At 63.8% G+C, this 24,962-nt stretch carries 24 protein-coding genes; 12 read left to right on the top strand and 12 right to left on the bottom strand.

The genetic code is table 11. The features are described 5' to 3' along the window. Positions 1-84: 84 nt before the first annotated feature. Positions 85-906, top strand: a complete 822-nt coding sequence (locus E2F49_RS11500; RefSeq protein ID WP_279487353.1) for an AraC family transcriptional regulator — start codon at positions 85-87, stop codon at positions 904-906. A 1,030-nt stretch (positions 907-1,936) separates the two neighbouring features. Here E2F49_RS11500 and E2F49_RS11495 read toward each other — a convergent pair. The 4 genes from E2F49_RS11495 to E2F49_RS11480 all read right to left on the bottom strand — a co-directional run bounded on the left by E2F49_RS11495 (position 1,937) and on the right by E2F49_RS11480 (position 5,510). After that, positions 1,937-2,863: an SOS response-associated peptidase family protein gene (locus E2F49_RS11495; protein WP_133394007.1), complete on the bottom strand. Its 927-nt coding sequence runs from the start codon at positions 2,861-2,863 to the stop codon at positions 1,937-1,939. Positions 2,864-2,934: 71 nt separating this feature from the next. Then, entirely contained in the window at positions 2,935-4,185 is a 1,251-nt protein-coding gene (locus E2F49_RS11490) for a Y-family DNA polymerase (RefSeq protein WP_133394006.1), read from the bottom strand. 1 nt (position 4,186) lies between these two features. Then, on the bottom strand, positions 4,187-5,047 hold the full coding sequence (gene cho / locus E2F49_RS11485) for an excinuclease Cho (protein ID WP_133394005.1): 861 nt from the start codon (positions 5,045-5,047) through the stop codon (positions 4,187-4,189). Next, positions 5,031-5,510: a LexA family protein gene (locus E2F49_RS11480; RefSeq protein WP_133394004.1), complete on the bottom strand. Its 480-nt coding sequence runs from the start codon at positions 5,508-5,510 to the stop codon at positions 5,031-5,033. The genes cho and E2F49_RS11480 overlap by 17 nt, the downstream gene beginning before the upstream one ends. 249 nt (positions 5,511-5,759) lie before the next feature. On the opposite strand from E2F49_RS11480, the gene E2F49_RS11475 reads away from it, so the two are divergent. The 5 genes from E2F49_RS11475 to E2F49_RS11455 all read left to right on the top strand — a co-directional run bounded on the left by E2F49_RS11475 (position 5,760) and on the right by E2F49_RS11455 (position 12,381). Further along, positions 5,760-6,014, top strand: coding sequence for a DNA-binding protein (locus E2F49_RS11475; protein ID WP_133394003.1), 255 nt, complete (start codon positions 5,760-5,762; stop codon positions 6,012-6,014). A 190-nt stretch (positions 6,015-6,204) separates the two neighbouring features. Beyond that, positions 6,205-8,607 carry an integrase catalytic domain-containing protein gene (locus E2F49_RS11470; protein ID WP_133394002.1) on the top strand — a complete coding sequence of 801 codons (2,403 nt, stop codon included), beginning with the start codon at positions 6,205-6,207 and terminating at the stop codon, positions 8,605-8,607. A 1-nt stretch (position 8,608) separates the two neighbouring features. Beyond that, positions 8,609-9,613 carry an AAA family ATPase gene (locus E2F49_RS11465; protein WP_165971217.1) on the top strand — a complete coding sequence of 335 codons (1,005 nt, stop codon included), beginning with the start codon at positions 8,609-8,611 and terminating at the stop codon, positions 9,611-9,613. Then, entirely contained in the window at positions 9,588-10,976 is a 1,389-nt protein-coding gene (locus E2F49_RS16800) for a TniQ family protein (protein ID WP_133394000.1), read from the top strand. The genes E2F49_RS11465 and E2F49_RS16800 overlap by 26 nt, the downstream gene beginning before the upstream one ends. A gap of 826 nt (positions 10,977-11,802) precedes the next feature. Next, complete coding sequence (locus E2F49_RS11455) at positions 11,803-12,381, top strand: porin family protein (protein ID WP_133393999.1); 579 nt, start codon at positions 11,803-11,805, stop codon at positions 12,379-12,381. Between the two features lie 345 nt (positions 12,382-12,726). Here the strand turns inward: E2F49_RS11455 and E2F49_RS11450 are convergent, their stop codons facing one another. From E2F49_RS11450 to E2F49_RS11435, 4 genes are all read right to left on the bottom strand, one after another. Continuing rightward, entirely contained in the window at positions 12,727-13,752 is a 1,026-nt protein-coding gene (locus tag E2F49_RS11450; protein WP_133393998.1) for an NAD(P)H-dependent glycerol-3-phosphate dehydrogenase, read from the bottom strand. Between the two features lie 2 nt (positions 13,753-13,754). Further along, entirely contained in the window at positions 13,755-14,279 is a 525-nt protein-coding gene (gene secB, locus E2F49_RS11445) for a protein-export chaperone SecB (protein WP_133393997.1), read from the bottom strand. 92 nt (positions 14,280-14,371) lie between these two features. Next, entirely contained in the window at positions 14,372-14,809 is a 438-nt protein-coding gene (locus E2F49_RS11440; RefSeq protein WP_133393996.1) for a rhodanese-like domain-containing protein, read from the bottom strand. A gap of 88 nt (positions 14,810-14,897) precedes the next feature. Further along, positions 14,898-15,329, bottom strand: a complete 432-nt coding sequence (locus E2F49_RS11435; RefSeq protein ID WP_133393995.1) for a hypothetical protein — start codon at positions 15,327-15,329, stop codon at positions 14,898-14,900. 78 nt (positions 15,330-15,407) lie between these two features. Between E2F49_RS11435 and oleC the strand changes: the two genes are divergently transcribed. From oleC to ubiB, 5 genes are all read left to right on the top strand, one after another. Continuing rightward, entirely contained in the window at positions 15,408-17,081 is a 1,674-nt protein-coding gene (gene oleC, locus E2F49_RS11430) for an olefin beta-lactone synthetase (RefSeq protein WP_133393994.1), read from the top strand. After that, complete coding sequence (oleD, locus tag E2F49_RS11425; protein WP_133393993.1) at positions 17,078-18,073, top strand: 2-alkyl-3-oxoalkanoate reductase; 996 nt, start codon at positions 17,078-17,080, stop codon at positions 18,071-18,073. Before oleC ends, oleD begins: the two co-directional genes overlap by 4 nt. A gap of 72 nt (positions 18,074-18,145) precedes the next feature. Continuing rightward, the gene (locus E2F49_RS11420) at positions 18,146-18,304 is read left to right on the top strand and encodes a DUF1328 domain-containing protein (protein WP_082387634.1); all 159 of its coding nucleotides are present in this window, start codon (positions 18,146-18,148) and stop codon (positions 18,302-18,304) included. 137 nt (positions 18,305-18,441) lie between these two features. Beyond that, positions 18,442-19,086, top strand: a complete 645-nt coding sequence (locus tag E2F49_RS11415; RefSeq protein ID WP_133393992.1) for a ubiquinone biosynthesis accessory factor UbiJ — start codon at positions 18,442-18,444, stop codon at positions 19,084-19,086. Further along, entirely contained in the window at positions 19,083-20,771 is a 1,689-nt protein-coding gene (ubiB, locus tag E2F49_RS11410; protein WP_133393991.1) for a ubiquinone biosynthesis regulatory protein kinase UbiB, read from the top strand. The genes E2F49_RS11415 and ubiB overlap by 4 nt, the downstream gene beginning before the upstream one ends. 234 nt (positions 20,772-21,005) lie before the next feature. Here the strand turns inward: ubiB and E2F49_RS11405 are convergent, their stop codons facing one another. The 3 genes from E2F49_RS11405 to E2F49_RS11395 all read right to left on the bottom strand — a co-directional run bounded on the left by E2F49_RS11405 (position 21,006) and on the right by E2F49_RS11395 (position 23,250). Next, positions 21,006-22,286, bottom strand: coding sequence for an RNA polymerase sigma factor (locus E2F49_RS11405; RefSeq protein ID WP_133393990.1), 1,281 nt, complete (start codon positions 22,284-22,286; stop codon positions 21,006-21,008). A 104-nt stretch (positions 22,287-22,390) separates the two neighbouring features. Continuing rightward, complete coding sequence (locus E2F49_RS11400) at positions 22,391-22,798, bottom strand: VOC family protein (RefSeq protein WP_133393989.1); 408 nt, start codon at positions 22,796-22,798, stop codon at positions 22,391-22,393. A gap of 38 nt (positions 22,799-22,836) precedes the next feature. Next, positions 22,837-23,250, bottom strand: coding sequence for a VOC family protein (locus E2F49_RS11395; protein WP_133393988.1), 414 nt, complete (start codon positions 23,248-23,250; stop codon positions 22,837-22,839). Between the two features lie 161 nt (positions 23,251-23,411). On the opposite strand from E2F49_RS11395, the gene E2F49_RS11390 reads away from it, so the two are divergent. After that, a complete protein-coding gene (locus E2F49_RS11390; RefSeq protein WP_341777519.1) occupies positions 23,412-24,236 on the top strand; it encodes an META and DUF4377 domain-containing protein in 825 nt (274 codons plus the stop codon). Positions 24,237-24,334: 98 nt separating this feature from the next. Here the strand turns inward: E2F49_RS11390 and E2F49_RS11385 are convergent, their stop codons facing one another. After that, on the bottom strand, positions 24,335-24,952 hold the full coding sequence (locus E2F49_RS11385) for a YbhB/YbcL family Raf kinase inhibitor-like protein (RefSeq protein ID WP_055250839.1): 618 nt from the start codon (positions 24,950-24,952) through the stop codon (positions 24,335-24,337). Positions 24,953-24,962: the final 10 nt, after the last annotated feature.

Below are 24,962 nucleotides of genomic sequence, written 5' to 3'. Positions count from 1 at the left end.
CCCTCTTCGCAGGCCGCCTGTGCGACGTGCTGAGACTGGCCGGCCTACGCGCCGCCTGCTCGGGCCGCTTGACGGCGGGCGGCGCTGCGATTCCGGACCACTGCGCTCAAGTTCAACGTCGTGCAGCACGGCACATGCTGGCGGGCGGCGGACGGCGATGCGCCGGTGCAGCTGATGGCCGGCGACGCCCTCGTCGTCTCGGGCTCGACGTTCTTGCTGGCCAGCGACCCATCGATGTCCGCCGTGGACGCCGGCGAGGTCTTTTCGTCCTCGCCGCTGGCGGCTCGCGTGGGCCAGTGTGATGAGGTCGCCCTGCTTGGCGGCAGCGTCGCCCTCCACGGCCCGGCAGCCGGGGAGCTTCTCGAGCTGTTGAAGCCGGTCATCGTGATACGTGCTCGGCACGGTGGCGGCGCACCGCTGGCACTGTTGCTCGACGAACTCAAGCGGGAATGGCGTTCTGATCGGATCGGCAGCCGCGCGATCTGCGACGACCTGCTCCGGCTGATGTTCGTGCATGCCTTGCGGCAGCACATCGATGCGGGAGACCCCGCTGCGCTCGGATGGATAGGTGCGCTCGCAGGCCCGCCGATCGCCGCGGTATTGCGTGCGATCCATGCGTCACCGGCGCGGACCTGGAGTCTCGAGGCGCTGTCGGCAATCGCGGCGATGTCCCGCTCCGCGTTCGCGCTGCGGTTCAAGCGGCGGGTGGGACAGCCGCCCGTGATATACGCGGCGAAGTGGCGTATGCGGATCGCCACCAGGGCACTGCTCGACACGACGAAACGGGTTTCGAGCGTTGCAGCGTCACTCGGATTTCTCTCTGATGCCGCCTTTGGTGTTGCGTTCAAAAGGGAGTATGGCGTTTCGCCGGGACGCTACCGAACCGATACGAAGGACGCAGAGTGAGACTGGTATGGCGTCGGTGTGGCGAATGATCTGTGGTTTTCCTGGAAAGCGGCCATCTATCGCTAGCGCCTGCTCTTGGCCGAAATTAGACGTCGCATCTCGCCTTGGCGTTGCGACGCGACAGGCCTCAGAACTTCCCAGCGTCGTAGTCGCGAAGGAAGTCTGCCAACGGAACAAGAGTTGCGGGCGGCGTGTGGCCGGGCCGCATAGGTGACTGCTGCCCTCGAGCTGCGATCCACCGAGTCATGAACCTCTTGGCCTGTGCCTGCGACGCAGCTGTTCCTTCGTGCACCCGATCTCTCCAAGAAAGGCTGTACTGAACGTTCGCATGGACGCGTCCCACGGGATGTCCCTCGTAGGTCAATAGCCAAAGCCCCGAGACACTCGACCATGCATAAGGGGAGGCCTTGCGATGCTTTGGTGCCTCGATCTCCTCACGCAGCAAGGGGTCGGTATGCCATTCCATCAGACGAGTCTAGAGCTACCGCCAACCGCGTGCCGTGAGCTATCAGGACCGGCTGCGCAAGTGGACCACTACGCTTCGATCACGCTCGATCTTGCCCCGCGTAGAGGTCCCTGTGGGCGCGGACCCGTTCGAGGGCGTGGGAAGGCACTGCGACACTGCGCTCCCCCCAAGGCGTTGAGATAGTGACTGGAGTGAGGGTCTCCGAAGCCACTCTACTCGCCAGCGCTTGCGCGACAGCGATTGCGCCCAAGCATCCTTCGAATGCCTCTTGGTGAATCCCCTCGGCGAAGACCTCATAACGCCCACCAGGCAAAGCTCTGATCTCGATCACGGCGACCTCAATGCTTAAGGTCATTGCAGCGTCGACCATCAGCGGCAACGACTGCCATCAGCTCAAGCACGCCACGTGTGTCAGGACTCTCTGACTGCGAATCCAAGGGCGTTTGAACTAACCTCAGGCCGCCTTAGCGTCGCTGCAGGTCACAATTATTGGCTTTTATGCGGAATCGCATAATTGCGAATGATCAGCGCGGGCGCTTCTCCCGATGTAGTCCGTTCCATCGGTCACGCAGCTTCTCTGTGCTCGTAGTACGGGTGCCGCTTGTCGTCGAAGATGGCGTAGAGCGCCTCGAGATTGCCTGGATCTGGTCTGAGCCAATTATCCAAGTGCTCGGGCTTGATGTTGATGATGGTCCGGTCATGTCCAGCTGCTGCAACCTCCGGTTCTGGCTCGTCGGTGATCGCGGCGAACGAGAGCAGATCGGGCTCGACGCCCTTGGGGTCAATCCAGGGTGACCACAGACAAGCAATGAGCATCGGTTCGCCGGTGCGAGGCACGAACTCCAGAGTCCGGTTGCGACCGTCTATCTCTACATGTTCGTAGAAGCGGTCGGCGACTATGACACCATGCGTGTAGCCGAACTGGCGCTTCCAGAACCCTTCCAAGTTGTCGCGTCTGGCGTTGTACGTACCAGGCTTCTCAATATCGAATCGGGAAGGAAGGCCCGCAGGTCGACACTGGTAGCGCATTGGCTTTACCACCCGCTGTCCGTCCTCCCAAACCATCACTGGGCAGTAGATGCCTGGATAGATCCGTGAGTCTTCGGGCAGCATGGCTGTGCGCTTGAGTGTCTCCAGTCGACGTTTGGCGTTGGCCACGGCGTTCCCACCGATTCGAACGTCCTCTCGTGCCTTCTTCGTCTCCCTCGTCAGCAACCTTCGCTCCGCGTCGGCCACGCGCTTCCGCTGCGCGAACATCTCCTGCTCAAGCGCGGCGATCGCGGCAATGTCCGCTTCTCGCAAGTTGGCCTGAAGATCGGGCGGTCCAATCTGCATCAGCTCACGAATCGCCGCGCGAGGCGCCTTCGTCTTCAGCGGGTTGAGTCCGCGATCCCACCAGAACGTTTTGACATAGGTCTTGAGATCCATCACGGCACCGAACTCGCGCTTGTACTGCTTGAACTCGGCATGGACTTGGGCGGAATAGCACATGGGCTGCATTCCTCAGGGACGTTGGGGCGAGCGTAACGCTCAGAGGGAGCGATCTCGGGTGAGGAGACCTATCAGCACTTCAGCAGTGGAAGGTCGCGTACGCGTGTCGTGTAGTGGGGCGAGAGCAAGTTCTGTCGCATGCCCCAGGCAGGGCGGCTCTCCCAGCCTGTCGCGGCCAGCCCGGCGGCGCCGCGGCCGAACTTGCGATTGATCCCGTCCAGCGCCGCCATGAGCTTGGGGTTGCCTGCAACTGCCGAGGTGAACAGATCACCTTGGCGCTGCTCTGGGCGCGATAGGTCCATCAGCACGACCCCGGCCTTCTTGTAGCCGATGCCCGGCTTGAGCATGCCGCGGAGAAGCTGCGTCACCACCGAAAGGATCAGCCGCGAGTCGTCGGTCGCAGCAGGTATGTTGATCGTGCGACTGGGGCTGTGCTGTGGCAGCTCAGCTCGAAACCTGTCGCTCATAGCGAAGATGCCCACAGCGCCAGCCACCAGGCCGTCACGGCGCAGCTTCTCGCACGCGCGTACCCCAAAGGTCGCCAACGCCTGCGCCACGGCTTCGTGATCCTCGACACGATCGGCGAAAGATCGGCTGACCATGATCTGTTGCTTATCAGGGGCAACCTCCTCCAGTTCGATGCAGGGGTGGCCCTGCAGCTCGCGTTGGGTACGCGCCAAGGTGACGCCGAACTCTTGGAGGATGCCGTCGGGTGGTGCGTCCCGCAGCTGTGCAGCGGTCGTGATTCCGATTAGCGCCAAGCGAGCGCCCCAGCGGCCACCCACGCCCCACAGGTCGGTCGCAGGAAACGAGGTCAACACCTGCGCGCGGCGAACTGGATCCGTGAGGTCGACGACGCCCGCACCGGACTTGGCTGACTTGTTCGCGGCTTTGGCCAGCGTCTTGGTCGGGCCGATGCCGATGCAATTGGGAATGCCAGTCCAGCGGTGCACTTTCGTTCGCACCCTGTGTGCGAACTGCTCGCGATCAGGAATGCCGGTCAGGTCAAGGAACGACTCATCGATGCTGTAGACCTCAACCCGTGGCGCCTCCGCGCGAAGGATACCGACCACGCGCGCACTAATGTCTCCGTACAGCGCAAAGTTCGCACTGCGCATCTGGAGCCCTTGGTGCTTCACCAGATGCTTCAGCTCGTGCGCAGGCTGCCCCATCTTGATGCCGAGCGCCTTTGCCTCGGCCGTACGCGCGATCGCGCAGCCGTCATTGTTGGACAGCACCACCAGAGGCACGCCGCGCAGCCGGGGCTGAAAGATGCGCTCGCAGCTCGCGTAGAAGTTGTTGCCGTCGACCAGGGCGAACATGTCAGGCAGCCAGCTGAACGATCTTGTGCATACCGCCGAGAATCGGGACCTGCAGGATGCGGTAGGCATCGCGGTCGAACTGCCCAGTCGTGCCGCGGATGCGTCTGGCCGCTGTGAGGTTGTCTGCGCTGCCCAGGTACTGCCAGTCCAACACCACGTGGTACTGCCGCATGTCGGCCCCGCGCTCTTCCAGTGCCACGGGGCCGCGCCACGGCCACGCCGAAACCTGCCGGTCCTCCAGTGCCGCGCGTAGACGCTCCTCATGGTCGCCCAACGTCTCGGCGCCGTGGCAGGCACCGGCACACTGCTTGAGCATCGCCCGGAAGCACGGCCGTCCGGCCACGCCACGCTCGATGCCTATCAGCGTGTAGCAAAGCCGCTGATCGTCGGCGATGCGTCGCAGCGCAGACATCGCAGACCGGGAACTGGAGTAGAGCCCATAGACCACTAGCGCACGCGCCGGGTCGATCTCGGCCGATTTCACCACGGTCACCTTGCCCCGATGTAGCTGCAGCGAGAACTGTCGCGTCGTGCTCCGTAATCTGCGGTTGTAGAGCGGGCTCTGAGCCTTGATCATCTGCGTCTCGAGCAACTGGGCGCCGATGTCGCCGGCCGTGCGCACGTGGGAGATGCGACGCGCCTGGCGCAACAGCATCGCCTCCTCTGGCGTGCGGAAGTGATCCATCACGCGACCGCGGATGTCGACAGACGTTCCGATGTACAGCGGCAGCACGTCGCCTTGGGGGCCGTGGAAGGTGTAGACGCCCGGCGCGCGAGGAAGGGTGTCGATCTCGCTGCGCAGATGCTCAGGGTACTCGTACAACGCGGCGGCTTCCCGCCGCCGGTCACGCACCGGCCGCACGGGGCACCGCGGCGCGCTTCACCTGGCGCGCAATGCTGACGACGACGAACACCTCCACCTCGGTGCAGGACTCGATGACGATCGGCGGAAACTCAGGGTTGGCGGAGTGCAGCTCGATGTGGCGCTCACAGATCCTCAGGATCTTGCAGGCCGGCTGATTTCCTTCCCAGACTGCCATCACAAGGCTGCCGTTCTGGGGTGTGACCGAGCGGTCAACCACCAACAGATCGCCGTCTAGGACTCCTGCGCGCGCCATCGAATGGCCGCTGGCCCGATAGATGTAGGTCGCGAGTGGGTTACGCACGAGCAGACGGTTGAGGTCGAGCCTGTCTTCCTCGAAGTCCTCGGCGGGTGAGGGGAATCCCAGCTGCACCGCCGCAGCGCCGATGGGTAGGGGCTGCGGCGGGGCGTCGAACGCGGCGCAACCGACGAATGTGGCGTGTGCGTAGAACAGTGGAAACATGGATCAGCTCCGTATGCGGTCGCTACGCTGAGGCATACGGGTCTCGCGGGCTGAGACCGACACCTGGCTAGCAGCGGAGACCTCGGCGATTCACAGTTTCCGTTAGAGGTTGACCCGACCAATTGATTAATCCAAACCACCAGCAATATTTTCCAGCAAACATTAAGTTATATAAAGTTACAGAATATTGCACATATTGACTTAGTGGCGGCTGTGACATAATTTGTCCACAAGCGCCGGAGTGGGTCGATGCCGTACACGCTCGAACAAGTGAAAGCTGCTTTTGAAGCAAGTGGGATGAGTGTCGCCACTTGGGCCGACGCCCGCGGCTTCACGCGTGCTGCCGTCTACGCGGTCTTGGATGGAAGAACGAAGGGTCGCAGGGGCGAGGCGCACAGAATTGCCACCGCGCTGGGAATCAAAGAGTCCGCACAACGCGATCTAGAGGTGCTACTTGCATGCGAGCAGGCGCCAAAAGCTCAATCAGAAGAGAACAAGAGATGACGCGGTAGATAAGTAAGAAATGCCGCTACGTGAAAAGCAAAACCCCAGCTGTCGGGGCTGGGGTTTTGCGGGTAAGCGATCGAGTGTCCGCTTAACCCTGATCGTATCCGGTTCCGAAACAGACATCAACACGCTGTCTCGCGTGCGGGTGAGGCTCGCGTGTGAAAAGCGGCCGAGTTGAGGTGAGCCGATGGTCAGTGGAGCTGAGCGCCGACAGAGGCGCGGTGGTGCATCCAATTGTGAGCACGCCTACGAGGTTCTAGCTCAGAACCTGAGGTCGAGGGACCTTCCCAAGGCAGTTTCCGAAGAGATCCTTAGCATGTGCAGGGAGCCTAGTCGCCGTGTCGGCGATAGGGCTTTAACTAACGTGATTACGAGATTTCAGTCAAAAAAGAACGGGTCACCGAGACTTCTAGAGAGCACCACCGTGGAGTTGCAGCTCGCATATGAGCTTGAGCGTGACTCGACGGTGCTCGCCTACTTCAACCAAGTTGCTTGTCGGCGAGTTGAGCGCTTCGTCAACAATGGGAAGCATCACATTTCAACAATTACGGTGGATTTCCTGATTGTAAGAGAAGACTCGCTGACACTCGTTGAGTGCAAGAACGAGGACAGGCTGGAGAAGCTCCGCGAATCAAAGCCTCAGGAGTGGATTTACGCAAACGGTATGCCTCTGCATAGGCCGCTTCTCAAGTGGGCAGAGGAACGGGGGCTAAGGTATGAGACTTGGTGCCCCAGATACCTAGACGGCATATGGTTATCAAACCTTGAAATGATGTTTGGTGCCGCGCGAGAAGAGGGTGTGAATGGCGTTACACAACACTTGATCGCGAGAATTGAGAATCAGCTAAGAGTTAGCTCGAAAACGATTTACGAACTTCTGCAGTGCATCGATAAGCTCACCGTACAGAATATCGCCCTGCTGCTATGGGGTAGTGTGCTGTATGGGCCAGAGCGTCGTATCCGGATTTCGGACACGACTAGATTTCATGTTTTCTTGAATAAAGAAGCCGCCGAAGAGCATGAGTTGAGGGTAGAGAAGCAGGCGCTTCTAGATGCGAGTCCGGTCACCTCGTGGATCGCTAACGCTAGCACCGTTGACTTTTCAAGAGCAATAGAAAGACAGAAAGCACTACTAGCCGCAGAAGATCACGGGCGCGCGTTAAATCGATATGAGAAGAGAATAAAGAAAAAAGCGCCTAGCCTTGATCTACAGGACCTAGCTACAAGCTTCCACAAGAGTGGAAATCGGACGCGCAGAATATCTCATGGGCAAATTGAAATTTTAGCTTCCGTCGTGAAAGAGGACTGGGAAGGAGGTGCTGTAAGCACCTTATCGACCCTCTGTTCGCGTGTTAATCATGCTCTGGCTGAAGCTGGGTGCCGGCCCGTGAGTAGAACAACGATTGCAAGGGCAGCGAGAAAGGTAAAAGACGAAACGAGAGCGCTGAATATTGGTGGCATGAGGGGCTTTCAGTCAGCAAGGACTGCTTCGGACCCTCGCGTTCGTACGCTTATGGCGCAAGCGACGTTGGAGTCATTGCAAATCGATTCAACGGTCGCGGACCAGTTTGTATTGTTATACGAAGATAAACCAAAGCTTGGAAAGTCGACAGTCTACGTTGCTGTCGATTGCAACACAAAGGACTACGTAGGCTTCGCTATGGGCCCGGGGGAATCAGATAGGAATGCGCTTGGGTCAATTCTAAGAGACGTCGTACGAAGGCATGGTTCCCTGCCGGGGCGCCTGCTAGTAGACCGGGGCCCGGAGTTAACGTCGAAGTTCGTTCGTGAGATCGCGGATCGATATGGAATGTCCGTGAGCTTTGCTCCAACGGGAAGCGGAAGAACCAAGTCTTTTGTGGAAACCGCGTTCAAGAGGGCTAACAACCTCATCTTTGACGAATTGCCAGGAAGCACGAGGAACGACAAGAAGGGACGATCGGTAGACGGTAGATTCAAGGGAAGGGCGACAGCCGCCCTGCGTATGTCGAGACAAGTGGAGATTGTGGAATCCATTATTCTGGAGGAAATTCCCAGAATTACAGATGATGAAGGGATCTCGCCACGGGATAGATTCAATGAAGTCGATAGACCGCGAGGCGGAATAAGAATCTCCGATGACGATGAGTTCATGTTCTGGACCTCTGTTCCTTCGACCAGCCAGCGTATTGATCCCTGCCGTGGGCTCCGACTCTCAACGGGCACATACGTTAGCAATGAGCTTCTATCTGCCGCACGGCGAGGGCAGATGGTTGAAGCGCGTTTGGACTGCGAGGACCCGTCACTCGCTTGGGTACGAACGACGGTTGGGTTCGTGAAAGCGTGGAATAGCGAGATCTATTTTGCGAACGGCCTGAGTTTGCATGAGAAGAAGATGATGCACTTCAGACGACGTACGGAAAGGGCTACGAAGCGAAAAGAACAACCTGGACAAGCAGACTCGATTCGCCAGGGTTTGGCTCAAGCAGTAAAGGGAGAATTGAACGAAAAGAAGAAGATTGAAGTAGATGGACCTAGGTCGGACGAGTCCAAAGCGACCGTACCTCCCTCGCGGATATCTATTCCCTACGATGAAATTGGGGAGGTATAGCGTGCTCCCTAAGACGATAAGTCATCTGGCGTATGCAACCGCTCTCCAAGATTTGACCTACAGCATCAACTGCACTAAGCCGGGTGGAATCGTCTGGGTGATCGGCCCCTCCGGAGCTGGGAAGAGTCATATCCGCAGCGAGGTAGCCAGAGTGCTCGTGGGGGATCCTAGTCAATGGGGTGACGGCCGACTGCCGCTGGTATCGGTTCGAGCGCAAGTTACAGATCGAAGCCGATTCAATCCGAAGGATCTGGCGCGTCGTCTCGCCGATAGCCTGCGTGAGCCAAACTTGGACTTCTTAAGGCTCAACGTCTCAGGTACTCAGCTCGAATCCATCGAGAGTTATTTAAGCTCCGTCAGTTCCAGTCACAAGTTCTTAGGAAGGAGAGATTCCTCAGAGCACGCTATGCGAAGCGAATTCGAGAGGCATGCCCGCGCCAGAGATCTAAAGTGGCTCTTCATTGAGGAGATAGCATCAATCGTCAAGGTTCACAGAGGTCATAGTGTCGCTAACTATATGACGAGCTTGATGCAGATCGCGGAAGAGATTGGCGTGGTGCTCGTACTTTTCGGAACACAAAGAGCTTTTCCATTGTGGATGGAGAATGAGGAAGTCAGGAACAGATCTCGGTGGGTGTGGGTTCGTCGATATCGGGAGTACGAGCCGGAAGATCTGCGTCCTTTTGCTGAGATGGTTCGAGCTGCCGGGGCAAGGTATGAGCTTTCAAGGAAAGATCTGCTGACAAGTGACTTGGAACTAGCATTGGTTAATAGCGCTGGGATCATGGGCTCTCTTTTAAACTGGCTCGATAGAGCTGATGCTCATAGAAACATCCGTCGAGCAGACAAGGTTGAGCTATGTGATCTACGAAAAGCGACTCTTGAAGTTTATCTACAGGAAGACCTGTGGAATAAGGCTAGAGCCTTTGATGAGATTGCCGACGCGAAAGGAAACTTTAAGCTTTCCGCGCTAGTGAAAAATGTGTCTTGGCGCGGAGGTGACTAGTATGACGTCTCAGAGTAGGTGGACCTCGCTTCCACCGGTGCCTTTGGATGGCTCAGGTACTTGGCTAGTCGAGTCACTGGACAGTTATGTCGGCAGACTCGCAGCGACACTCAACATGAGTGTGCTTCAGATGCTTAGCGAGATAGATGGGATGTCGACTGTCACGAGCGGGTCAGTGACGCAGCGGCGAAACGCGTTAGTTGGGCCATCTGCTCGCTCCTCAAAAAGGCGGCGAGCTACTGAAATCATGACGGGAGTTGATCTACGAGGATCGACGTTCTGCGCGCTGAAGGAGATCATGCAGCAACGGGGAGGGATCTCAACTAAGCGCAGATGGTGTCCGGTCTGCCTTGGCAATGAGGAAGGTCAAGTGACGAATCGCTTGATCTGGTGCTTGGAAGACTACACCGCTTGCTCTTTGCACGATCATAGAATCGTGAGCGAGTGCGCAAGATGTGGGTCTGAGCAGAATTACGGAAGATCTGAGAAGAGCGAAATATTCTGTGGAAACTGCGGTTTCGCGCTCTCGCAATGCTTTCAAGCTAGTCGTTCTTTCAAGGGATCGCATTGGATCAATACGAACTTGGAGCAGTTCGTTGAGTGGCTCGCTACGGCTGATCCTGAGGACTCCCCTTTCCGTTTGGATCACGTAGGTGGGCGGAAGCCAAGAGCTATGCATACGGGCTGCAACGGAGAGCTTTCGCTGATATCGCTCGCTTCCGATTCTGAGGACGGACGAATCAGCATCGCGAGTGCCGCGGAGATCGCGATAGAGTCAGGATGCAGTCTTCTAGACTGTTTCATCAGACCTCTGTCTCAACATCAGCAGTTTCTATTCGAAGATCTTCCGGCACGGTTCACATCAGGGCGTGAGCTTGGCACCAAGGTCGTGCTCGCAATACTAATCTTCAGTTGCATAGTGTCTGACGAGAGATTCGTGGCTGTGCCGCCCGTTGCGGATTTTGTCACATGGCTAGGACTGCCTAAGTCGGACGCGCGACACATATATACTCGCGTAAGCTTTAAAGAGAAAAGCGAGTGGTTTGTTAGGGCAATCGGTGCAAGACATCTTCACAGAGGACTCTTCTCGTCTGCAATGTCATACTGCATTTCAACGAAAGCTGATGGTCAATCTGCTCTCGCATATCTTGTTGCTCTATATCCGGATAATAAGAAGTCACTTCTACTTGCGGAGATTGCCCGTACTTGCGTTTTCATATCCGATTGCATTTGGAATTCTGGGCTGTGCATCTCCAAAGCGGATGCTGCCGAAGCTCACTATCGAAAGTGGATTTACTCGCAGGTTAACGATAGTCATTTCATACCGATGGAACAGCTGATGGCGCCTAACAAGAATGACTGAGGTGTCAAACGCGACGGGCAGGGCCGAGAGTTAGTTGCGGACTCAAAAGTGGCCTGAGTGCTTCTGCTCAACGGCTTTCGCAGCTGAGTGCAATGTCTCAGTTCCGAGCTCGACTCCTGCTCGACCGCCAACTGACCTCTCAAGATGCCGGGACGCTGTTCCCGTCTACCACTGGCAGCGATCTCTATGGACGTTGTTCATGTGAGGAGCCTAGGGACTCCGTTGAAGTTTTGCTGGGTGAAATGGGGATAACAAGTGAACCCGCTTCGCTTGGGGCTCAACGCCTCCCAGTCACGATTAACCGTAGGGCGCATGCTCATGGAGTGAGCACGGCGTAGCCCACGCCGTGGCGGCTCGCGCCTAGATGGGGTCTAGGTGTCCAGTATCAGGTCGACGAGGGGGCGTAATAGGCTCGTGGCAGCTACCGGCGAGTGAATGACGCTTGAGGTCAAGGTGCTCAAACATTGGTGCACAGCATTAGCTCGGCGCCGGTATTTAACTTTCCGTTCATTTTTGAGGCGGCCAGGAGCGGTTCGAGTCTTAATGGACACCATAGTTGCGACATACGCCCCAACCTTTGGTGTCATGACCAAACGGTTACGCCGCGACCTGAACGCGCGGCAAAAGTTCCTGTACTTTCCAGTTCAATATTCAGCAGGGGTTGTCGGGGCGGGACCAGAATGCGGTCACCGGCCCGGATGACCGCGTTTCCCCTCCCCTTGAAGCGCATCCCCTCCCCGTCATCCGGGCCGGCATTTCCAACCCCGATCGTGTGACCCCATAAGAGTCGGATGCCACGTAGCGTCCGTCCGGAGAGAGACCCCGAATGAAGCGCTTCCTCCCGATCGCAGCCCTCGCCGCTGCGCTTCCCTTCGCCGCTAATGCCGCCGAAGGCCTGTCCTACAACTATCTCGAAGGCGGCTACTCGGCCAGCAAGTCCGACATCGCGCCGGTCAACCGCGACGTCGATTCCGACGGCTGGTCGATCCGTGGCTCGGCCGCGTTCGCGCCGAACTTCCACGCCTTCGGCGACTACACCCGCGAGAGCGTCGACCGCAGCCCGCTCGACCGCGACCAGTGGCGCTTGGGCGTGGGCTACAACCACGAACTGAGCCAGCGCACCGATCTGCTGACCCGCGTCGCCTACCAGAAGCTCGACTTCGGCCACGGCTTCAACGCCGACGGTTACTCGGTCGAAGTGGGCGCGCGCAGCGCGCTGCTGCCCGCGCTGGAGGGCTACGCCCTGGCCGGTTACGAGGATCTCGACAACGGCTTCGACAGCGAGTTCTACGGCCGCCTCGGCGCGCAGTGGAAGTTCAACCAGAACTTCGGCGTCGCCGGCGACGTGAAGCTGATCAAGGGTGGCGACACCCAGTGGTTCGTCGGTCCGCGCCTGACCTGGTAATCCGACGCACCACCGCTCCCCCGCGGTGTCCGGTCCCCAGCGCTTCCCCGGCGCCTCTCTCTCCCGGACATCGCCAGAACCCGGCCAGCAATGGTCGGGTTCTTTTTTTCGGGAAGACGATTCGAGCCGCTAGCCGGATGCGCGGTGCTTGGTATTGCCCGTCATCCCGGCGCAAGCCGGGATCCAAAGCCCTTCTCGCGCTGGCGTCCAGCTGTCGCGCGCTGTGCTGCTCGTGCAGTGCGCGAGACCGTGACTGAAGTCGCTGGATCCCGGTTTGCACCGGGATGACGTCCTATCCCGATCGGGCGCTCATACGACGAGGCAGACTGCCTCGCGAGCGAATGCTCAGCCGAACAGCGACTCCGGATACTCCGGCTTCTGCTCGCGCGCCATCAGCCGAGCCAGGCCTTCGGCCGGGGTGATGTCACCGTGCAGCACGGCGCGCACGTTGCTGGAGATCGGCAGTTCGATGCCGTGACGCTCGGCCAGACGCATGACCTCGTCGGCGGTCTGCACCGACTCGACCACTTGGCCGATCGCGCGCACCGCGTCCTCGAGCTTCTCGCCGCGGCCCAGCGCCAGCCCCAGCCGGCGGTTGCGCGACAGATCGCCCGAACAGGTCAGCACCAGATCGCCCAGACCGGCCAGACCCATCAGGGTTTCCGGACGGCCGCCGATCGCCTGGTTCAGACGCAGGATCTCGTTGAGGCCGCGGGTGATCAGGCCGGTGCGGGCGTTGAGTCCCAGCTCCATGCCGTCGGCCGCGCCGGTGGCCACGGCCAGCACGTTCTTCATCGCACCGCCGAGTTCTGCGCCGCGCATGTCGGTGCCGGTATAGGCACGGAAGGTCGGGCCGTGCAGCACGTCGGCGACGGCCTGCGCGAAGGCCTCGTCGTCCGACTGCACGGTGATCGCGGTCGGCAGGCCCGACGCGACTTCTTTGGCGAACGATGGGCCGGTGACGACGGCCAGCGGCACATCCTCGCCGACCAGCGCGCCGGCCACTTCATGCAGGAAGCGGCCAGAACCGGGTTCGAAGCCCTTGGTCGCCCACGACACGCCGACACCGGCCGGGCGCAGCGGCGCCAGCAGTTCCAGCGTTTCGGTGAAGGCGTGCGACGGCACCACGACCAGGATCAGGCCGACGCCGTCGAGCGCGGCGGCCAGATCGGTGGTCGCGCGCAGCGAGTCGGGCAGCGGAATCCCGGGCAGGTAGCGCGGGTTCTCGTGGCGCTGGTCGATCGCCTCGATCTGTTCCGCGTTGCGGCCCCACAGCGTGGTGGGGTGCCCGTTGCATGCGATCAGCGAAGCGAGCGCGGTCCCCCAGGAGCCCGCGCCCAGCACCGCGACCGCGGTCTTGCGGTCGGTCACGCTCAGGCGTTGCCGATCTGGTCGGTCGTCGGCTGCTCGTTGCCCTGCGCGCCGCGCTGGCGCAGGCCTTCGGCGTACAGCGCGTCGAAGTTGATCGGCTGCAGCAGGAACGGCGGGAAGCCACCAGCCTGGATCAGGTCGCCGATCAGCTGGCGGGCATACGGGTACAGCACGTTCGGGCACTGGGTGCCCAGCAGCGCGTCGAGGGTGTTGTTGTCGAAGCCGGCCAGACCGAACACGCCGGCCTGCTTCACTTCGGCCACGTACACGGTGTTGGCGTTGTCCTCGCCGGTGGTGCAGGTCAGGGTGATCGCCAGCACGACCTCGTAGGCGTTGTCGCCGACGCGCTGGACGCTCTGGTTGAGGTTCATGTTGAGCTGCGGCTGGGCCTGCTCGTTGAAGATGGCCGGCGACTTGGGCGACTCGAACGAGACGTCCTTGACGTAGATCTTCTCGACGCTGAACTGCGCGCCTGCCGGCTGCGCGGGTGCTGCGCCGTTGGCGCCGTTGGTCTGTTCTTCGGACATGTAAATCGACTCCGGCAAAAAGGTGTTGAGAGAACGTATCGGATCAAAGCGGATTGCCGATTATGGCATTCCGATGTGGCGGGACTGCCGGCTCAGCCGCGGCCCTTGGCCAGCGGCAGGTCGGCCTGCAGCCAGCCGCCGATGCCGCCGTCGAGGACGAAGACATTGGTGAAACCGGCCTTCTTCAGGCGCTTGGCGGCATCGCTGGCGGTGCTGCCGGTCTTGCAGACCAGCACCACGGGCAGGGCCTTGGCCGGGGCAAGCTGCTTGCTCTCCGGGTCGAACTGGCTCATCTGCACGTTCTTCGAGCCGGGGATGTGCCCCTTGCCGAAGTCGGCGGACGGGCGCAGGTCGACGACCAGCGCGTTCTCGCGATTGACCAGCGCGGTCAGCTCGGCCGGGCGCAGGACCTTGAAACCGCGGAACAGCCGCGAGATCTCGTTGAAGACGATCGCCACCGTCAATGCGGCGAGGACCAACGACAGCATCTGGTTACGGCCGAGGAAGGCCAGCAGTTCTTCGAAATTCACGGATGGATCGCGGGATGTCAGCGGGCGGCGATTGTCGCACACCACCATGACCGCCCGGCGGCGGCCGCTTGGCGGGCGGCGGCGCGGCTTACTGGCCGGCCCAGAAGTCCGGCAGGCCGTCGACGATCCACCAGGTGCCGGCGGCCGCGTCCCAGCGCCAGCGCTCGGTGTAGCGCACGGTGCGCTCGGCCATGGTGTGGCGGTTGACCACGCCGATCTGGACCTGACGGGTCGCGTCCTCCGGACCCGCCTGGCCGCCCGTCTCGCGATAACTGGTCACCTGCACCTGCTCGTAGCGGGCGAAGTCGAGGTCGCTAGCCGGATGGGCGGCGCGATAATCGGGATCGACCAGTTGCCAGGCGGTCTGGAAATCGTTCCAGCGCACCGCGCCCGACCAGGCGTACTGCGCACGTTCCAGCGCACTGGCCTGCTTGCCGGTGCTGGCGCAGCCGGGCAGCAGCATCACCAGCGTGAGCAGGCACCAGATCGTGTACGGGCGGAGGTGAGCGAAAGCGCGCATCGACATGTCCCCTGACGTGAGGCCGCCATCGTAGCCGCCACCGCAGCCGCGCGTGCGCCTGCCGGTATCCTGTGACCGATGGATGCCACTTCCTCTTCTCCGGCCGCCACGGTCAACATTGCGGCCGCATTGCCGCGGCTGGCGCAGGCCGCGCCCGACCGCATCGCGATGCGCTGCCCGGGTCCCGACGGCCGCTACGCCGATGCGCACGCCCTGACCTACGCCGCGCTCGACGCGCGCAGCGACGCGATCGCCGCCGGTCTCGCCACCCACGGCATTGTTCGCGGCACGCGCACGGTGCTGATGGTGCGACCCACGCCCGAGTTCTTCCTGCTGATGTTCGCGCTGTTCAAGGCCGGCGCGGTGCCGGTGCTGGTGGACCCGGGCATCGACAAGCGCGCGCTGAAGCAGTGTCTCGGCGAGGCGCAGGCCGAGGCCTTCATCGGCATTCCGCTCGCGCAGTTCGCACGCGTGCTGCTGGGCTGGGCGAAGTCCGCGCGTGTGCGCATCACCACCGGACGCCGCGCGCTGCTGAGTGACGCGACGTTTGCCGATGTCGAACGCGCCGGTGCCGGCGCGGGTCCGCAACTGGCGGCGACCGCCGGCGACGACATCGCGGCGATCCTCTTCACCAGCGGCTCGACCGGCGTGCCCAAGGGCGTGGTCTACCGGCACCGCCACTTCGCCGCGCAGATCGACATGCTGCGCGACGCCTTCGGCATCGGCGCCGGCGGCGTCGACCTGCCGACCTTCCCGCCGTTCGCATTGTTCGATCCCGCGCTCGGGCTGACCTCGATCATCCCGGACATGGATCCCACGCAACCGGCCAAGGCCGATCCACGCAAGCTGCATGCGGCGATCAAACGCTTCGGCGTCGACCAGTTGTTCGGTTCACCTGCGCTGATGGGCGTGCTTGCGAAATATGGACGCCCGCTGCCGAGCCTGCGTCGGGTGACATCGGCGGGCGCGCCGGTGCCGCCAGACACGGTTGCGAAGATCCTCGAACTGTTGCCCGGCGACGCGCGTTTCTGGACGCCCTATGGCGCCACCGAATGCCTGCCGGTGGCGGTGGTCGAAGGGCGCGAACTGTTGGTGCTGCGCACGCGCACCGAGCAGGGCGCCGGCACCTGCGTCGGTCGCCCGGTGCCGCCGAACGAGGTACGCATCATCCGTGTAGACGATGCGGCGATCGAGGCGTGGTCGGACGGGCTGAAGGTGCAGGGCGGACAGGTCGGCGAAATCACCGTCGCCGGCCCCAGCGCCACCGACACGTATTTCAACCGCGATGCGCAGACGCGCCTGGCGAAGATCGTGGAGACGCTGCCCGACGGCAGCACGCGCGTGGTGCATCGCATGGGCGATCTCGGCTATTTCGATGCCGAAGGGCGCCTGTGGTTCTGCGGCCGCAAGGGCCATCGTGTGGTGACCGCCACCGGCACGCTGTGCACCGAGCAGGTCGAGCCGGTGTTCAACGTGCATCCCGACGTGCGTCGCACCGCGTTGGTCGGTGTGGGTGCGAAGGGTGCGCAGACGCCGGTGCTGTGCGTGGAGCTGGAAGCCGGCGTCGCGAAGACCGAACAGACGCGCATTGCCGACGAACTGCGGCACATCGGCGAAGGCCATGTGCACACCGGGCGCATCGATCGATTCCTGTTCCATCCCGGCTTCCCGGTCGACATCCGCCACAATGCCAAGATCGGCCGCGAGACGCTGGCCGTGTGGGCGGCGAAACACGCAAAGGACCTCGCATGAAACTGCTCGTCACCGGTGGCGGTGGATTCCTCGGCCAGGCCCTCTGCCGCGGCCTCGTCGAACGCGGGCATGCGGTCACCAGCTTCAACCGCGGGCATTACCCGGAACTCGACGCCATCGGCGTGCGTCAGGTGCGTGGCGATCTCGCCGATGCGGCCGCGGTGCGCGCTGCCGCGCAGGGCATGGACGCGATCTTCCACAACGCGGCCAAGGCCGGTGCCTGGGGCAGTTTTGACAGCTATCACCAGGCCAACGTCGTCGGCACGCAGAACGTGCTCGACGCCTGCCGCGCGCACGGCATCGGCCGGCTGGTCTACACCTCCACGCCCAGCGTGACCCACCGCGCGACACACCCGGTCGAGGGCGGCACCGCGGACACGGTGCCTTACGGCGAAGGCTTCAAGGCGCCGTATGCGACGACCAAGAAGATCGCCGAGCAGGCGGTGCTGGCCGCGAATGGGCCGGGCCTGGCCACGGTCGCGCTGCGCCCGCGTCTGATCTGGGGCCCGGGCGACCAGCAGCTGCTGCCACGTCTGGTCGAACGCGCGAAAGCCGGGCGCTTGCGTTTCGTCGGCGACGGCGAGAACCGCATCGACACGACCTACATCGACAACGCCGCGCAGGCGCATTTCGACGCGTTCGACCATCTGGCGCCCGGCGCGGCCTGCGCCGGGCGCGCCTATTTCATCAGCAACGGCGAGCCGACGACCGTGCGCGAGATCGTCAACGCGCTGCTCGCGGCCGCCGGCGCACCACAGGTGACCAAGACCCTGCCGTTCGGCGCGGCGTACGCGATCGGCGCGATCTGCGAATCGGTGTGGCCGCTGCTGCGGCTGTCGGGCGAACCGCCGATGACGCGCTTCCTCGCCGAGCAGCTGAGCACCACGCACTGGTATGACATGGCGCCGGCGACGCGCGATTTCGGCTACGTCCCGCGGGTCACCCTTCACGAAGGACTCACCCGGCTGAAAGATTCGTGGACAGGTACCTGACCGTCACCTGATCGCGACCGGAGCGGGCATAGGGTGACCCCCGAACCGCTCACGGGAACCAGGAGACCACCCATGCTTCGTTACGCCGTCATCTTCCTCGTCGTCGCCATCATCGCCGGTGTCCTCGGCTTCAGTGGTGTCGCCGGTGCCGCCACCAACATCGCCTGGATCCTGTTTGTCGTGTTCCTGATCCTGGCCGTGATCTCGATGCTCCGCGGCCGCGGGCCGTAACGGTCCCCTCTGCGACGCACTCGAAACGCCCGCCCTCCGGCGGGCGTTTTCTTTTGGCCTCCGCCGCGTCTTGAAGCCGACCGGCGTCGACCGCGCCGCGCACGTGATGCCGCGTGATCGGCCGCTACAATGCGGCCATGGCCGGATTCCTTCCCTCTCCCTTCGCGGCGCTCAAGCCGATCGCCGGACGCGCGCTGGAAACCGCGCTCAACCAGGCGCTCGCGCTCGATGCCGACACGCGCGCCGCGCTCGCCGGACTCGACGGACAACGCATCGCACTGACGCTGGCGTCGCCGCCGTTGGCGCTCGAACTGCGCGTCGACGGTGAGCGTCTGCGGGTCGGCCCGGTCGACGAGGCCGTCGAACCGGATCTTGCCGTGCGCACCACGCTCGCCGGCGTGCTGTCGCAACTGCCGTTCCTGCGCCGCGACGACGCACCGCCGATCGGCAAGGTCCGCGTGTCGGGGGATGCCGAACTCGCCCGCCGGCTGCAGAAGCTGGCCGGCCATTTCGATCCCGACTGGCAGAAGCCGTTCGTCGCGGTGTTCGGCGACGTCATCGGCGTGCAGGTCGCCAACGCCTTCGCCTCGGCGCTGCGCCAGGCGCAGGATCTCGGACGCACGCTGAGCGAGAGCGCGGTCGAATACGTGACCGAGGAATCGCGCGATGTCGTCGGCCGCGACGAGCTCGATGCGTTCAACGACGACGTCGACGGCCTGCGCGACGATGTCGAACGGCTTGCCGCACGCGTGTCGCGCCTGCAGCGCGGTCCCGCCGCATGAAGGGTGTGTTGCGTGCCTCGCGCATCGGCCGCGTGCTGCTGCGCTACCGCCTCGACGATCTGCTCGACGGCACGCCGGCCGAGCGCTGGCTGAAACTCGCGCGCCCGTTCGTGCCGCGTGCCTCGGCCGACATCGCCGCGCAGTCGCGTGGTGCGCGCCTGCGTCTGGCGCTGCAGGAACTCGGGCCGATCTTCGTCAAGTTCGGGCAGATCCTCTCGACCCGCCGCGACCTCGTGCCGCCGGACATCGTCGACGATCTCGCGCTGTTGCAGGACCGCGTGCTGCCCTTCGACGGCGCACTCGCGCAGTCCATCGTCGAACGCGAACTGGGCCTGCCGATCGCGCAGGCTTTCGCGAAGTTCGACCCGGTGCCGCTGGCATCGGCGTCGATCGCGCAGGTGCACGCGGCGACGCTGGCCGCTGACGACCGCAACCCGCAGCGCGAGGTCGTGGTCAAGGTGCTGCGCCCGACGATCGAAAAGCAGATCGCCGCCGACGTCGCGCTACTGAAGAATCTCGCCGCACTGGTCGACCGCACGCATCCCAATGCCGACAAGATCCGTCCGCGCGAAGTCGTGGCCGAGATCGAGAACACGCTGGCCGCCGAACTCGACCTGCAGCGCGAAGGCGCGAACGCATCGGTGCTGCGGCGCTTCTGGACCGGCTCGGTCGATCTCTACGTGCCGGCGCCGGTGTGGGAACGCACCACCCAGCGCGTGCTCACCCTCGAGCGTGTGCACGGCATTCCCAGTGACGACATCGCCGCGCTGGACGCCGCCGGCATCGACCGCAAGGCGCTCGCGGCCAAGGGCGTGCGCGTGTTCTACACGCAGGTGTTCCGCGACAACTTCTTCCATGCCGACGCGCACGCCGGCAACATCTGGGTGGACCGGGACCGCAAGACCAACCCGCGCTTCATCGCGCTGGATTTCGGGATCATGGGCCAGCTTTCGCGCGAGGATCAGTACTACCTCGCCGAGAACTTCATGGCGATCTTCCGCCAGGACTACCGGCGCATCGCCGAGCTGCACATCCAGGCCGGCTGGATGCCCGGCCACATCCGCATCGACGAACTCGAAGCCGCGGTGCGTTCGGTCTGCGAGCCCTACTTCACCCGGCCGCTGTCGGAAATCTCTCTGGGCGAAGTGCTGGGCAAGCTGTTCCGCACCGCGCAGCGCTACCAGCTGACCTTGCAGCCGCAGCTGATCCTGCTGCAGAAGACGCTGCTGAGCATCGAGGGCATCGGCCGTCTGCTCGATCCCAAGCTCGACATCTGGGCGGTCGCGCGGCCGGTGCTCGAACGCATCCTCGTCGAGCGCTACAGCCCACAGCGTCTGGGCCGTGAGTTCCGCGACCGCCTGCCGGAACTGATCACCCAGGCGCCGGACATGCCGCGCCTGCTGCACGGCTGGCTCAAGCAGCAGGTCGAAGGCCGCCACGAACTGCGGATGCGCTCCGAGGATCTCGCGGCATTGAACGCGACCCTGCACGGCATGCAACGTCGTGTGGTCGCCGCGATTCTCGGCGTGGGACTGCTGATCGTCGCGGCGGTGATGTACGCACTCGAAGCAGGCGGTCCGAGCATCGTCGGACTGCCGGTGGCGACCTGGGTCGCCGGTGTTGGCGGGCTGTGGGCGCTGCTCGCGGCGTGGCCGCGGCGTTCGACGCAACTCTCGCGGGATTGACTTCGCGCTGAGCTCTGCCCTTTACCCCGACTGGCGTGATGGCTCAGCCAAGCCGCGAGTCGTCGCAATCTGCCCCTTCCCCCGCGCGCGGGGGAAGGCTGGGATGGGGGCAAGCAGGACGTGCGGAATGCAACGCACTGAGCGCAAAAGCGCAACCGTATTTGCACGCGACGGATACTACTGTGCAGTGACGGTTCGCCCCCACCCAACCCTCCCTCGCAAGCGGAGGAGGGCTCAAGCGGAAAGCTGGGCGCGGCATTCTTCCGCGCGTGCGTCGAGCCAGTCCCGCTCGCGTGGATTGCGCGCCAGTGATGCCGCCTGTTCGAACGCGGCAGCGGCATCCGCATGCCGGCCGAGCTTCGCCAGCAGATCAGCGCGTACGCCTGGCAACAGGTGGTAGTCGGCGAGTGTGGACTCGCTGCCCAGTGCTTCGACCAGTGGTAGCGCCGCGGCAGGACCGGCGGCCATGCCGACGGCGACCGCGCGATTGAGCGCGACCACCGGCGAGCCGGTCAGCGCCAGCAGTTGACCGTAGAGCGCGGCGATACGCGTCCAGTCGGTCGTCGCGGCGCTCGGCGCCAGTGCGTGGCAGGCCGCGATCGCCGCCTGCAGTTCGTAGGCGCCGGGCGGCGCCGCGCCGCGTGCCGTCTGCGCGCGCGCAAGTGCGGCCAGACCCGCATCGATCAGGTGACGATGCCAGCGCGAACGGTCCTGGTCGGGCAGCAGTACCGGATGGCCATCGGCATCGACGCGCGCGTCGAGACGCGAGGCCTGCAGCGCCATCAGCGATTCGAGCGCATGCACTTCGGCCTCGTGCGGCATCAGTCCGGCCAGTACGCGCACCAGCCGTAACGCCTCGGCGCACAGGTCCGGGCGCGCCCAGTCGTCGCCGCTGCTGGCGGCGAAGCCTTCGTTGAAGACGAGGTAGAGCACGTGCAGCACTGCCGCCAGACGCGCCGGCAGATCCGCGCGCTGCGGCACTTCGAACGGAGTGCCGGCCTTGGCGATGCCCTTCTTAGCGCGGACGATGCGCTGCGCGATCGTCGCCTCGGGCACCAGAAACGCACGCGCGATCTCGTCGGTGGTCAGGCCCCCAACCATGCGCAGCGTCAGCGCGACCTGCGATCCGACCGTCAGCGCCGGATGGCAGGCGACGAACATCAGCCGCAGCACGTCGTCGCCGATCGCATCGTCGAGCGCATCCTGCGCACGCGCGTCGGCCTCGCGCTGCGCCTGTTCGATCTCGCGCGCGAGCTCGGCGTGCCTGGCGTCGAGCAGGCGCCCGCGTCGCAGCCGGTCGATGCCGCGGTTACGCGCGGCGGTCATCAGCCACGCACCGGGATTGTCGGGCAGCCCGTCCCGCGGCCAGCGTTCGAGCGCGGCGACCAGCGCGTCCTGCGCCAGCTCCTCGGCCAGATCCAGATCGCGCACCACCCGCATCAGGCCGCCGATGATCTTCGGCAGTTCTTCGCGGCAGAGCGTCTCGATCGTGCGATGCAGGGCGGCCGTGTCCATGGGCGGCGATGACAGCATTCCGCGTGCCGGCGGGCAAGCCGCGCTGCGGCGCGGGCCGCGCCGGACACGGACGACGGTCGACTGCCGCATGCACGGTCGTGCGCTCATTCCGAGGGGAAGGCGGCCATGTCCATGAAACCCGCTTCCCACAGATGGCCGTCGGGATCGGCAAAGCCGTGCTGGTACATGAAGCCGTGGTCCACCGGCTCGGCATTCACCGTGCCGCCGGCGGCACGCGCCCTGGCGACGATCGCGTCGACCGATGCGCGATCGGGTTGCGACAGCGCGATGATCGCGCCGACGTGCCCCGGCGCCGGCAGCGGCGCCTTCGTGAAGCTCTGGAAGAACGGCTTGACCAGCAGCATGACGAAGCTGTCCTCGCCGATGATCATGGCGGTGGCGTTCTCGTCGGTGAACCGCGGGTCGAACGCGAAGCCCAGCGCAGTGAAAAAGCGCACGCTGCGGTCGAGGTCATCGACGGGAAGATTGACGTAGATCTGCGGACGGTACATGGCGCTCTCCTGGTGTGCGGAACGGGATGGGGTGAGGCTCAGCAACCGGTCTTCGCGTGCAGCACCATCCAGCCGGTGCCGAAGCGGTCCACGGCCATGCCGAAGCGGTGCGCGAAGAAAGTCTCCTCCATCGGCGCGCGGATCTGTCCGCCTTCGGCCAATGCGGCGAAGAGCCGCTCGGCGTCCGCGTCGCTGTCGACGCCCAGGTTGACGAAGGCATGCGGCGCGTCGGGCAGCGGTGTGCCCGGCGGCACGTCGGAGGCCATCAGCATCTGCCCGTCCACAGCGATGCAGGCGTACATGATCCGCTCCGGCGCGGCCACCGGATGTTCGGGGCACGGTGGGGCATCGCCGTAGGGCATCAGCACCGGCTCGGCGCCGAACAGCCGGCCGTAGAAGCGGAACGCTTCGGCGCAATCGCCGTCGAAATACAGGTAGGGATCGAATCGCATCGGGGTCTCCGGTCGTCCGCCAGAAGGGCGGTCCTGTGATGACGACGGACAACCGCGGCGGAAATCGACATCGCCGCGAAATTTTTCCGGCGGCCGCCACCACACCGCGTTCGGGCGCTGGTCGCTAGGCTGTCGGACCGAATCGCAACGAGGAGACGCCGATGATGCGCCGCCCCCTGATGCTCCTGCTGCCGCTGGCGTTGGCCGCCTGCGGACCGTCGGCCCCGCCGGCCGGCACCGCTTCCACTCCGGAGACCGCGCCGGCCGCGATTCCGGATGCAGCACCCGCCGATCACACGGCGATGCTGCAAAGCCACCACTGGCGCCTTACCGACGCGCAGACCTCGGCCGGCGCCCGCATCGACGCGCTGCTCGACGGACCCGAAGCGCCCCTGCAGCTGGATTTCGCCGACGGCGGCGTGCACGTGTCCAACGTCTGCAATCGCATGGGCGCGAACGCCGCGCTCGACGACGACCGGATCACCGTCGACCAGGTGATCTCCACGATGATGGCCTGTCCGGACGAGGCGCTGGCCGCGCGCGAACGCGCGATCGGCGAGCGTCTGCCCGGCACGCACCGGATCGCACTGCGCGCCGGCGAGCCCAAGCGCCTGACGCTGACGCTGGAGAACGGCGACGTGCTGTCCTTCGATGGTCGCCAGACCGCGGACGCCCGTTACGGCGGCGCCGGCGAGACGGTGTTCCTGGAAATCGCACCCGAGCGCGTCGCCTGCACGCATCCGCTGATGCCCGAACACCGGTGTCTGCAGGTGCGCGAAATCCAGTACGACGACGAGGGCGTGCGCACGGCGGGCGACGCCGAATGGGCGCCGATGTTCGAGGACATCGAGGGCTTCACCCACGAGGACGGTGTGCGCAACGTCGTGCGCGTGAAGCGCTACCAGGTGCCCGAACCGGCCGCGGACGCCCCGGCGCAGGCCTATGTGCTGGACATGGTCGTCGAATCGGAGACTGCCGCGCGCTGAGGCGGCAGGACCACGGCGCAATGCGCGCCGTGCAAGCCACGCGGCCGGGAAGGGCCGCCGGCGGTCGCGGCCGGCGCCCCGCCTTCAGTGCACGCGGATCAGACCTTCGCCGCCTCCGGATGCAGCGCGTAGCTGCCCCAGGTGGTGGCTTCGGCGAGCACGTGACCCTGTACCGCGCGCAGCACGTCGCCCGCGGTGAAGCGTTCGGGCACGTCGAGCGTCGCGACATCCAGCGCGAACACACGGAAGAAGTACCGGTGCGTGCGCAGGTCGTTCGGCGGCGGGTACGGGCCGTCGTAGCCGAACCAGTCGCCGGCGAGTTCGGCATCCCCGGCGAACCAGCCGGTGTAGTCGTTGAGGCCCTGGCGGGCGCCGGACGGACCGGGCGGATGACGCTTGCCACCCTTGGTCACGCCGTCGCTGGCGCTGCCCTCGCCGATGCTGCGCAGGTCGGCCGGCAGATCGACGACCGCCCAGTGCACGAAGGTGCCGCGAGGATGATCGACCGGGATCTCGACGCCGGCCTTGCCTGCGAGCGACGGATCGGTTGGTGCGTCGGGATCGAGGCACAGCAGTGCAAAGGACCGCGTGCCCTCGGGCACGTCGTCCCAGGCCAGGTGCGGACTGCGGTTGCCGCCAAAGCCGTCCGGCGTACCGACGGCGAAGCGCGCCGGGAGCGGCTTGCCGTGTTCGAAGCTGTCGCTGTGGATGCGCATGGTGTCTCCT

This window comes from Luteimonas terrae, from assembly GCF_004358165.1.
GTDB lineage: Bacteria > Pseudomonadota > Gammaproteobacteria > Xanthomonadales > Xanthomonadaceae > Luteimonas > Luteimonas terrae.
Note: the sequence above shows the minus strand (reverse complement) of the source record. Positions and strands in the feature narration are given on the sequence as shown.

Coding starts and splice junctions, on each gene's coding strand:
- E2F49_RS11495 (WP_133394007.1), bottom strand. CDS start 2,863: ATGTGCTATTCCGCCCAAGTCCATGCCGAGTTCAAGCAGTACAAGCGC.
- E2F49_RS11490 (WP_133394006.1), bottom strand. CDS start 4,185: ATGTTCGCCCTGGTCGACGGCAACAACTTCTACGCGAGCTGCGAGCGC.
- E2F49_RS11480 (WP_133394004.1), bottom strand. CDS start 5,510: ATGTTTCCACTGTTCTACGCACACGCCACATTCGTCGGTTGCGCCGCG.
- E2F49_RS11475 (WP_133394003.1), top strand. CDS start 5,760: ATGCCGTACACGCTCGAACAAGTGAAAGCTGCTTTTGAAGCAAGTGGG.
- E2F49_RS11470 (WP_133394002.1), top strand. CDS start 6,205: ATGGTCAGTGGAGCTGAGCGCCGACAGAGGCGCGGTGGTGCATCCAAT.
- E2F49_RS16800 (WP_133394000.1), top strand. CDS start 9,588: ATGTGTCTTGGCGCGGAGGTGACTAGTATGACGTCTCAGAGTAGGTGG.
- E2F49_RS11455 (WP_133393999.1), top strand. CDS start 11,803: ATGAAGCGCTTCCTCCCGATCGCAGCCCTCGCCGCTGCGCTTCCCTTC.
- secB (WP_133393997.1), bottom strand. CDS start 14,279: ATGTCCGAAGAACAGACCAACGGCGCCAACGGCGCAGCACCCGCGCAG.
- E2F49_RS11435 (WP_133393995.1), bottom strand. CDS start 15,329: ATGCGCGCTTTCGCTCACCTCCGCCCGTACACGATCTGGTGCCTGCTC.
- oleC (WP_133393994.1), top strand. CDS start 15,408: ATGGATGCCACTTCCTCTTCTCCGGCCGCCACGGTCAACATTGCGGCC.
- oleD (WP_133393993.1), top strand. CDS start 17,078: ATGAAACTGCTCGTCACCGGTGGCGGTGGATTCCTCGGCCAGGCCCTC.
- E2F49_RS11420 (WP_082387634.1), top strand. CDS start 18,146: ATGCTTCGTTACGCCGTCATCTTCCTCGTCGTCGCCATCATCGCCGGT.
- E2F49_RS11415 (WP_133393992.1), top strand. CDS start 18,442: ATGGCCGGATTCCTTCCCTCTCCCTTCGCGGCGCTCAAGCCGATCGCC.
- ubiB (WP_133393991.1), top strand. CDS start 19,083: ATGAAGGGTGTGTTGCGTGCCTCGCGCATCGGCCGCGTGCTGCTGCGC.
- E2F49_RS11405 (WP_133393990.1), bottom strand. CDS start 22,286: ATGGACACGGCCGCCCTGCATCGCACGATCGAGACGCTCTGCCGCGAA.
- E2F49_RS11400 (WP_133393989.1), bottom strand. CDS start 22,798: ATGTACCGTCCGCAGATCTACGTCAATCTTCCCGTCGATGACCTCGAC.
- E2F49_RS11395 (WP_133393988.1), bottom strand. CDS start 23,250: ATGCGATTCGATCCCTACCTGTATTTCGACGGCGATTGCGCCGAAGCG.
- E2F49_RS11390 (WP_341777519.1), top strand. CDS start 23,412: ATGATGCGCCGCCCCCTGATGCTCCTGCTGCCGCTGGCGTTGGCCGCC.
- E2F49_RS11385 (WP_055250839.1), bottom strand. CDS start 24,952: ATGCGCATCCACAGCGACAGCTTCGAACACGGCAAGCCGCTCCCGGCG.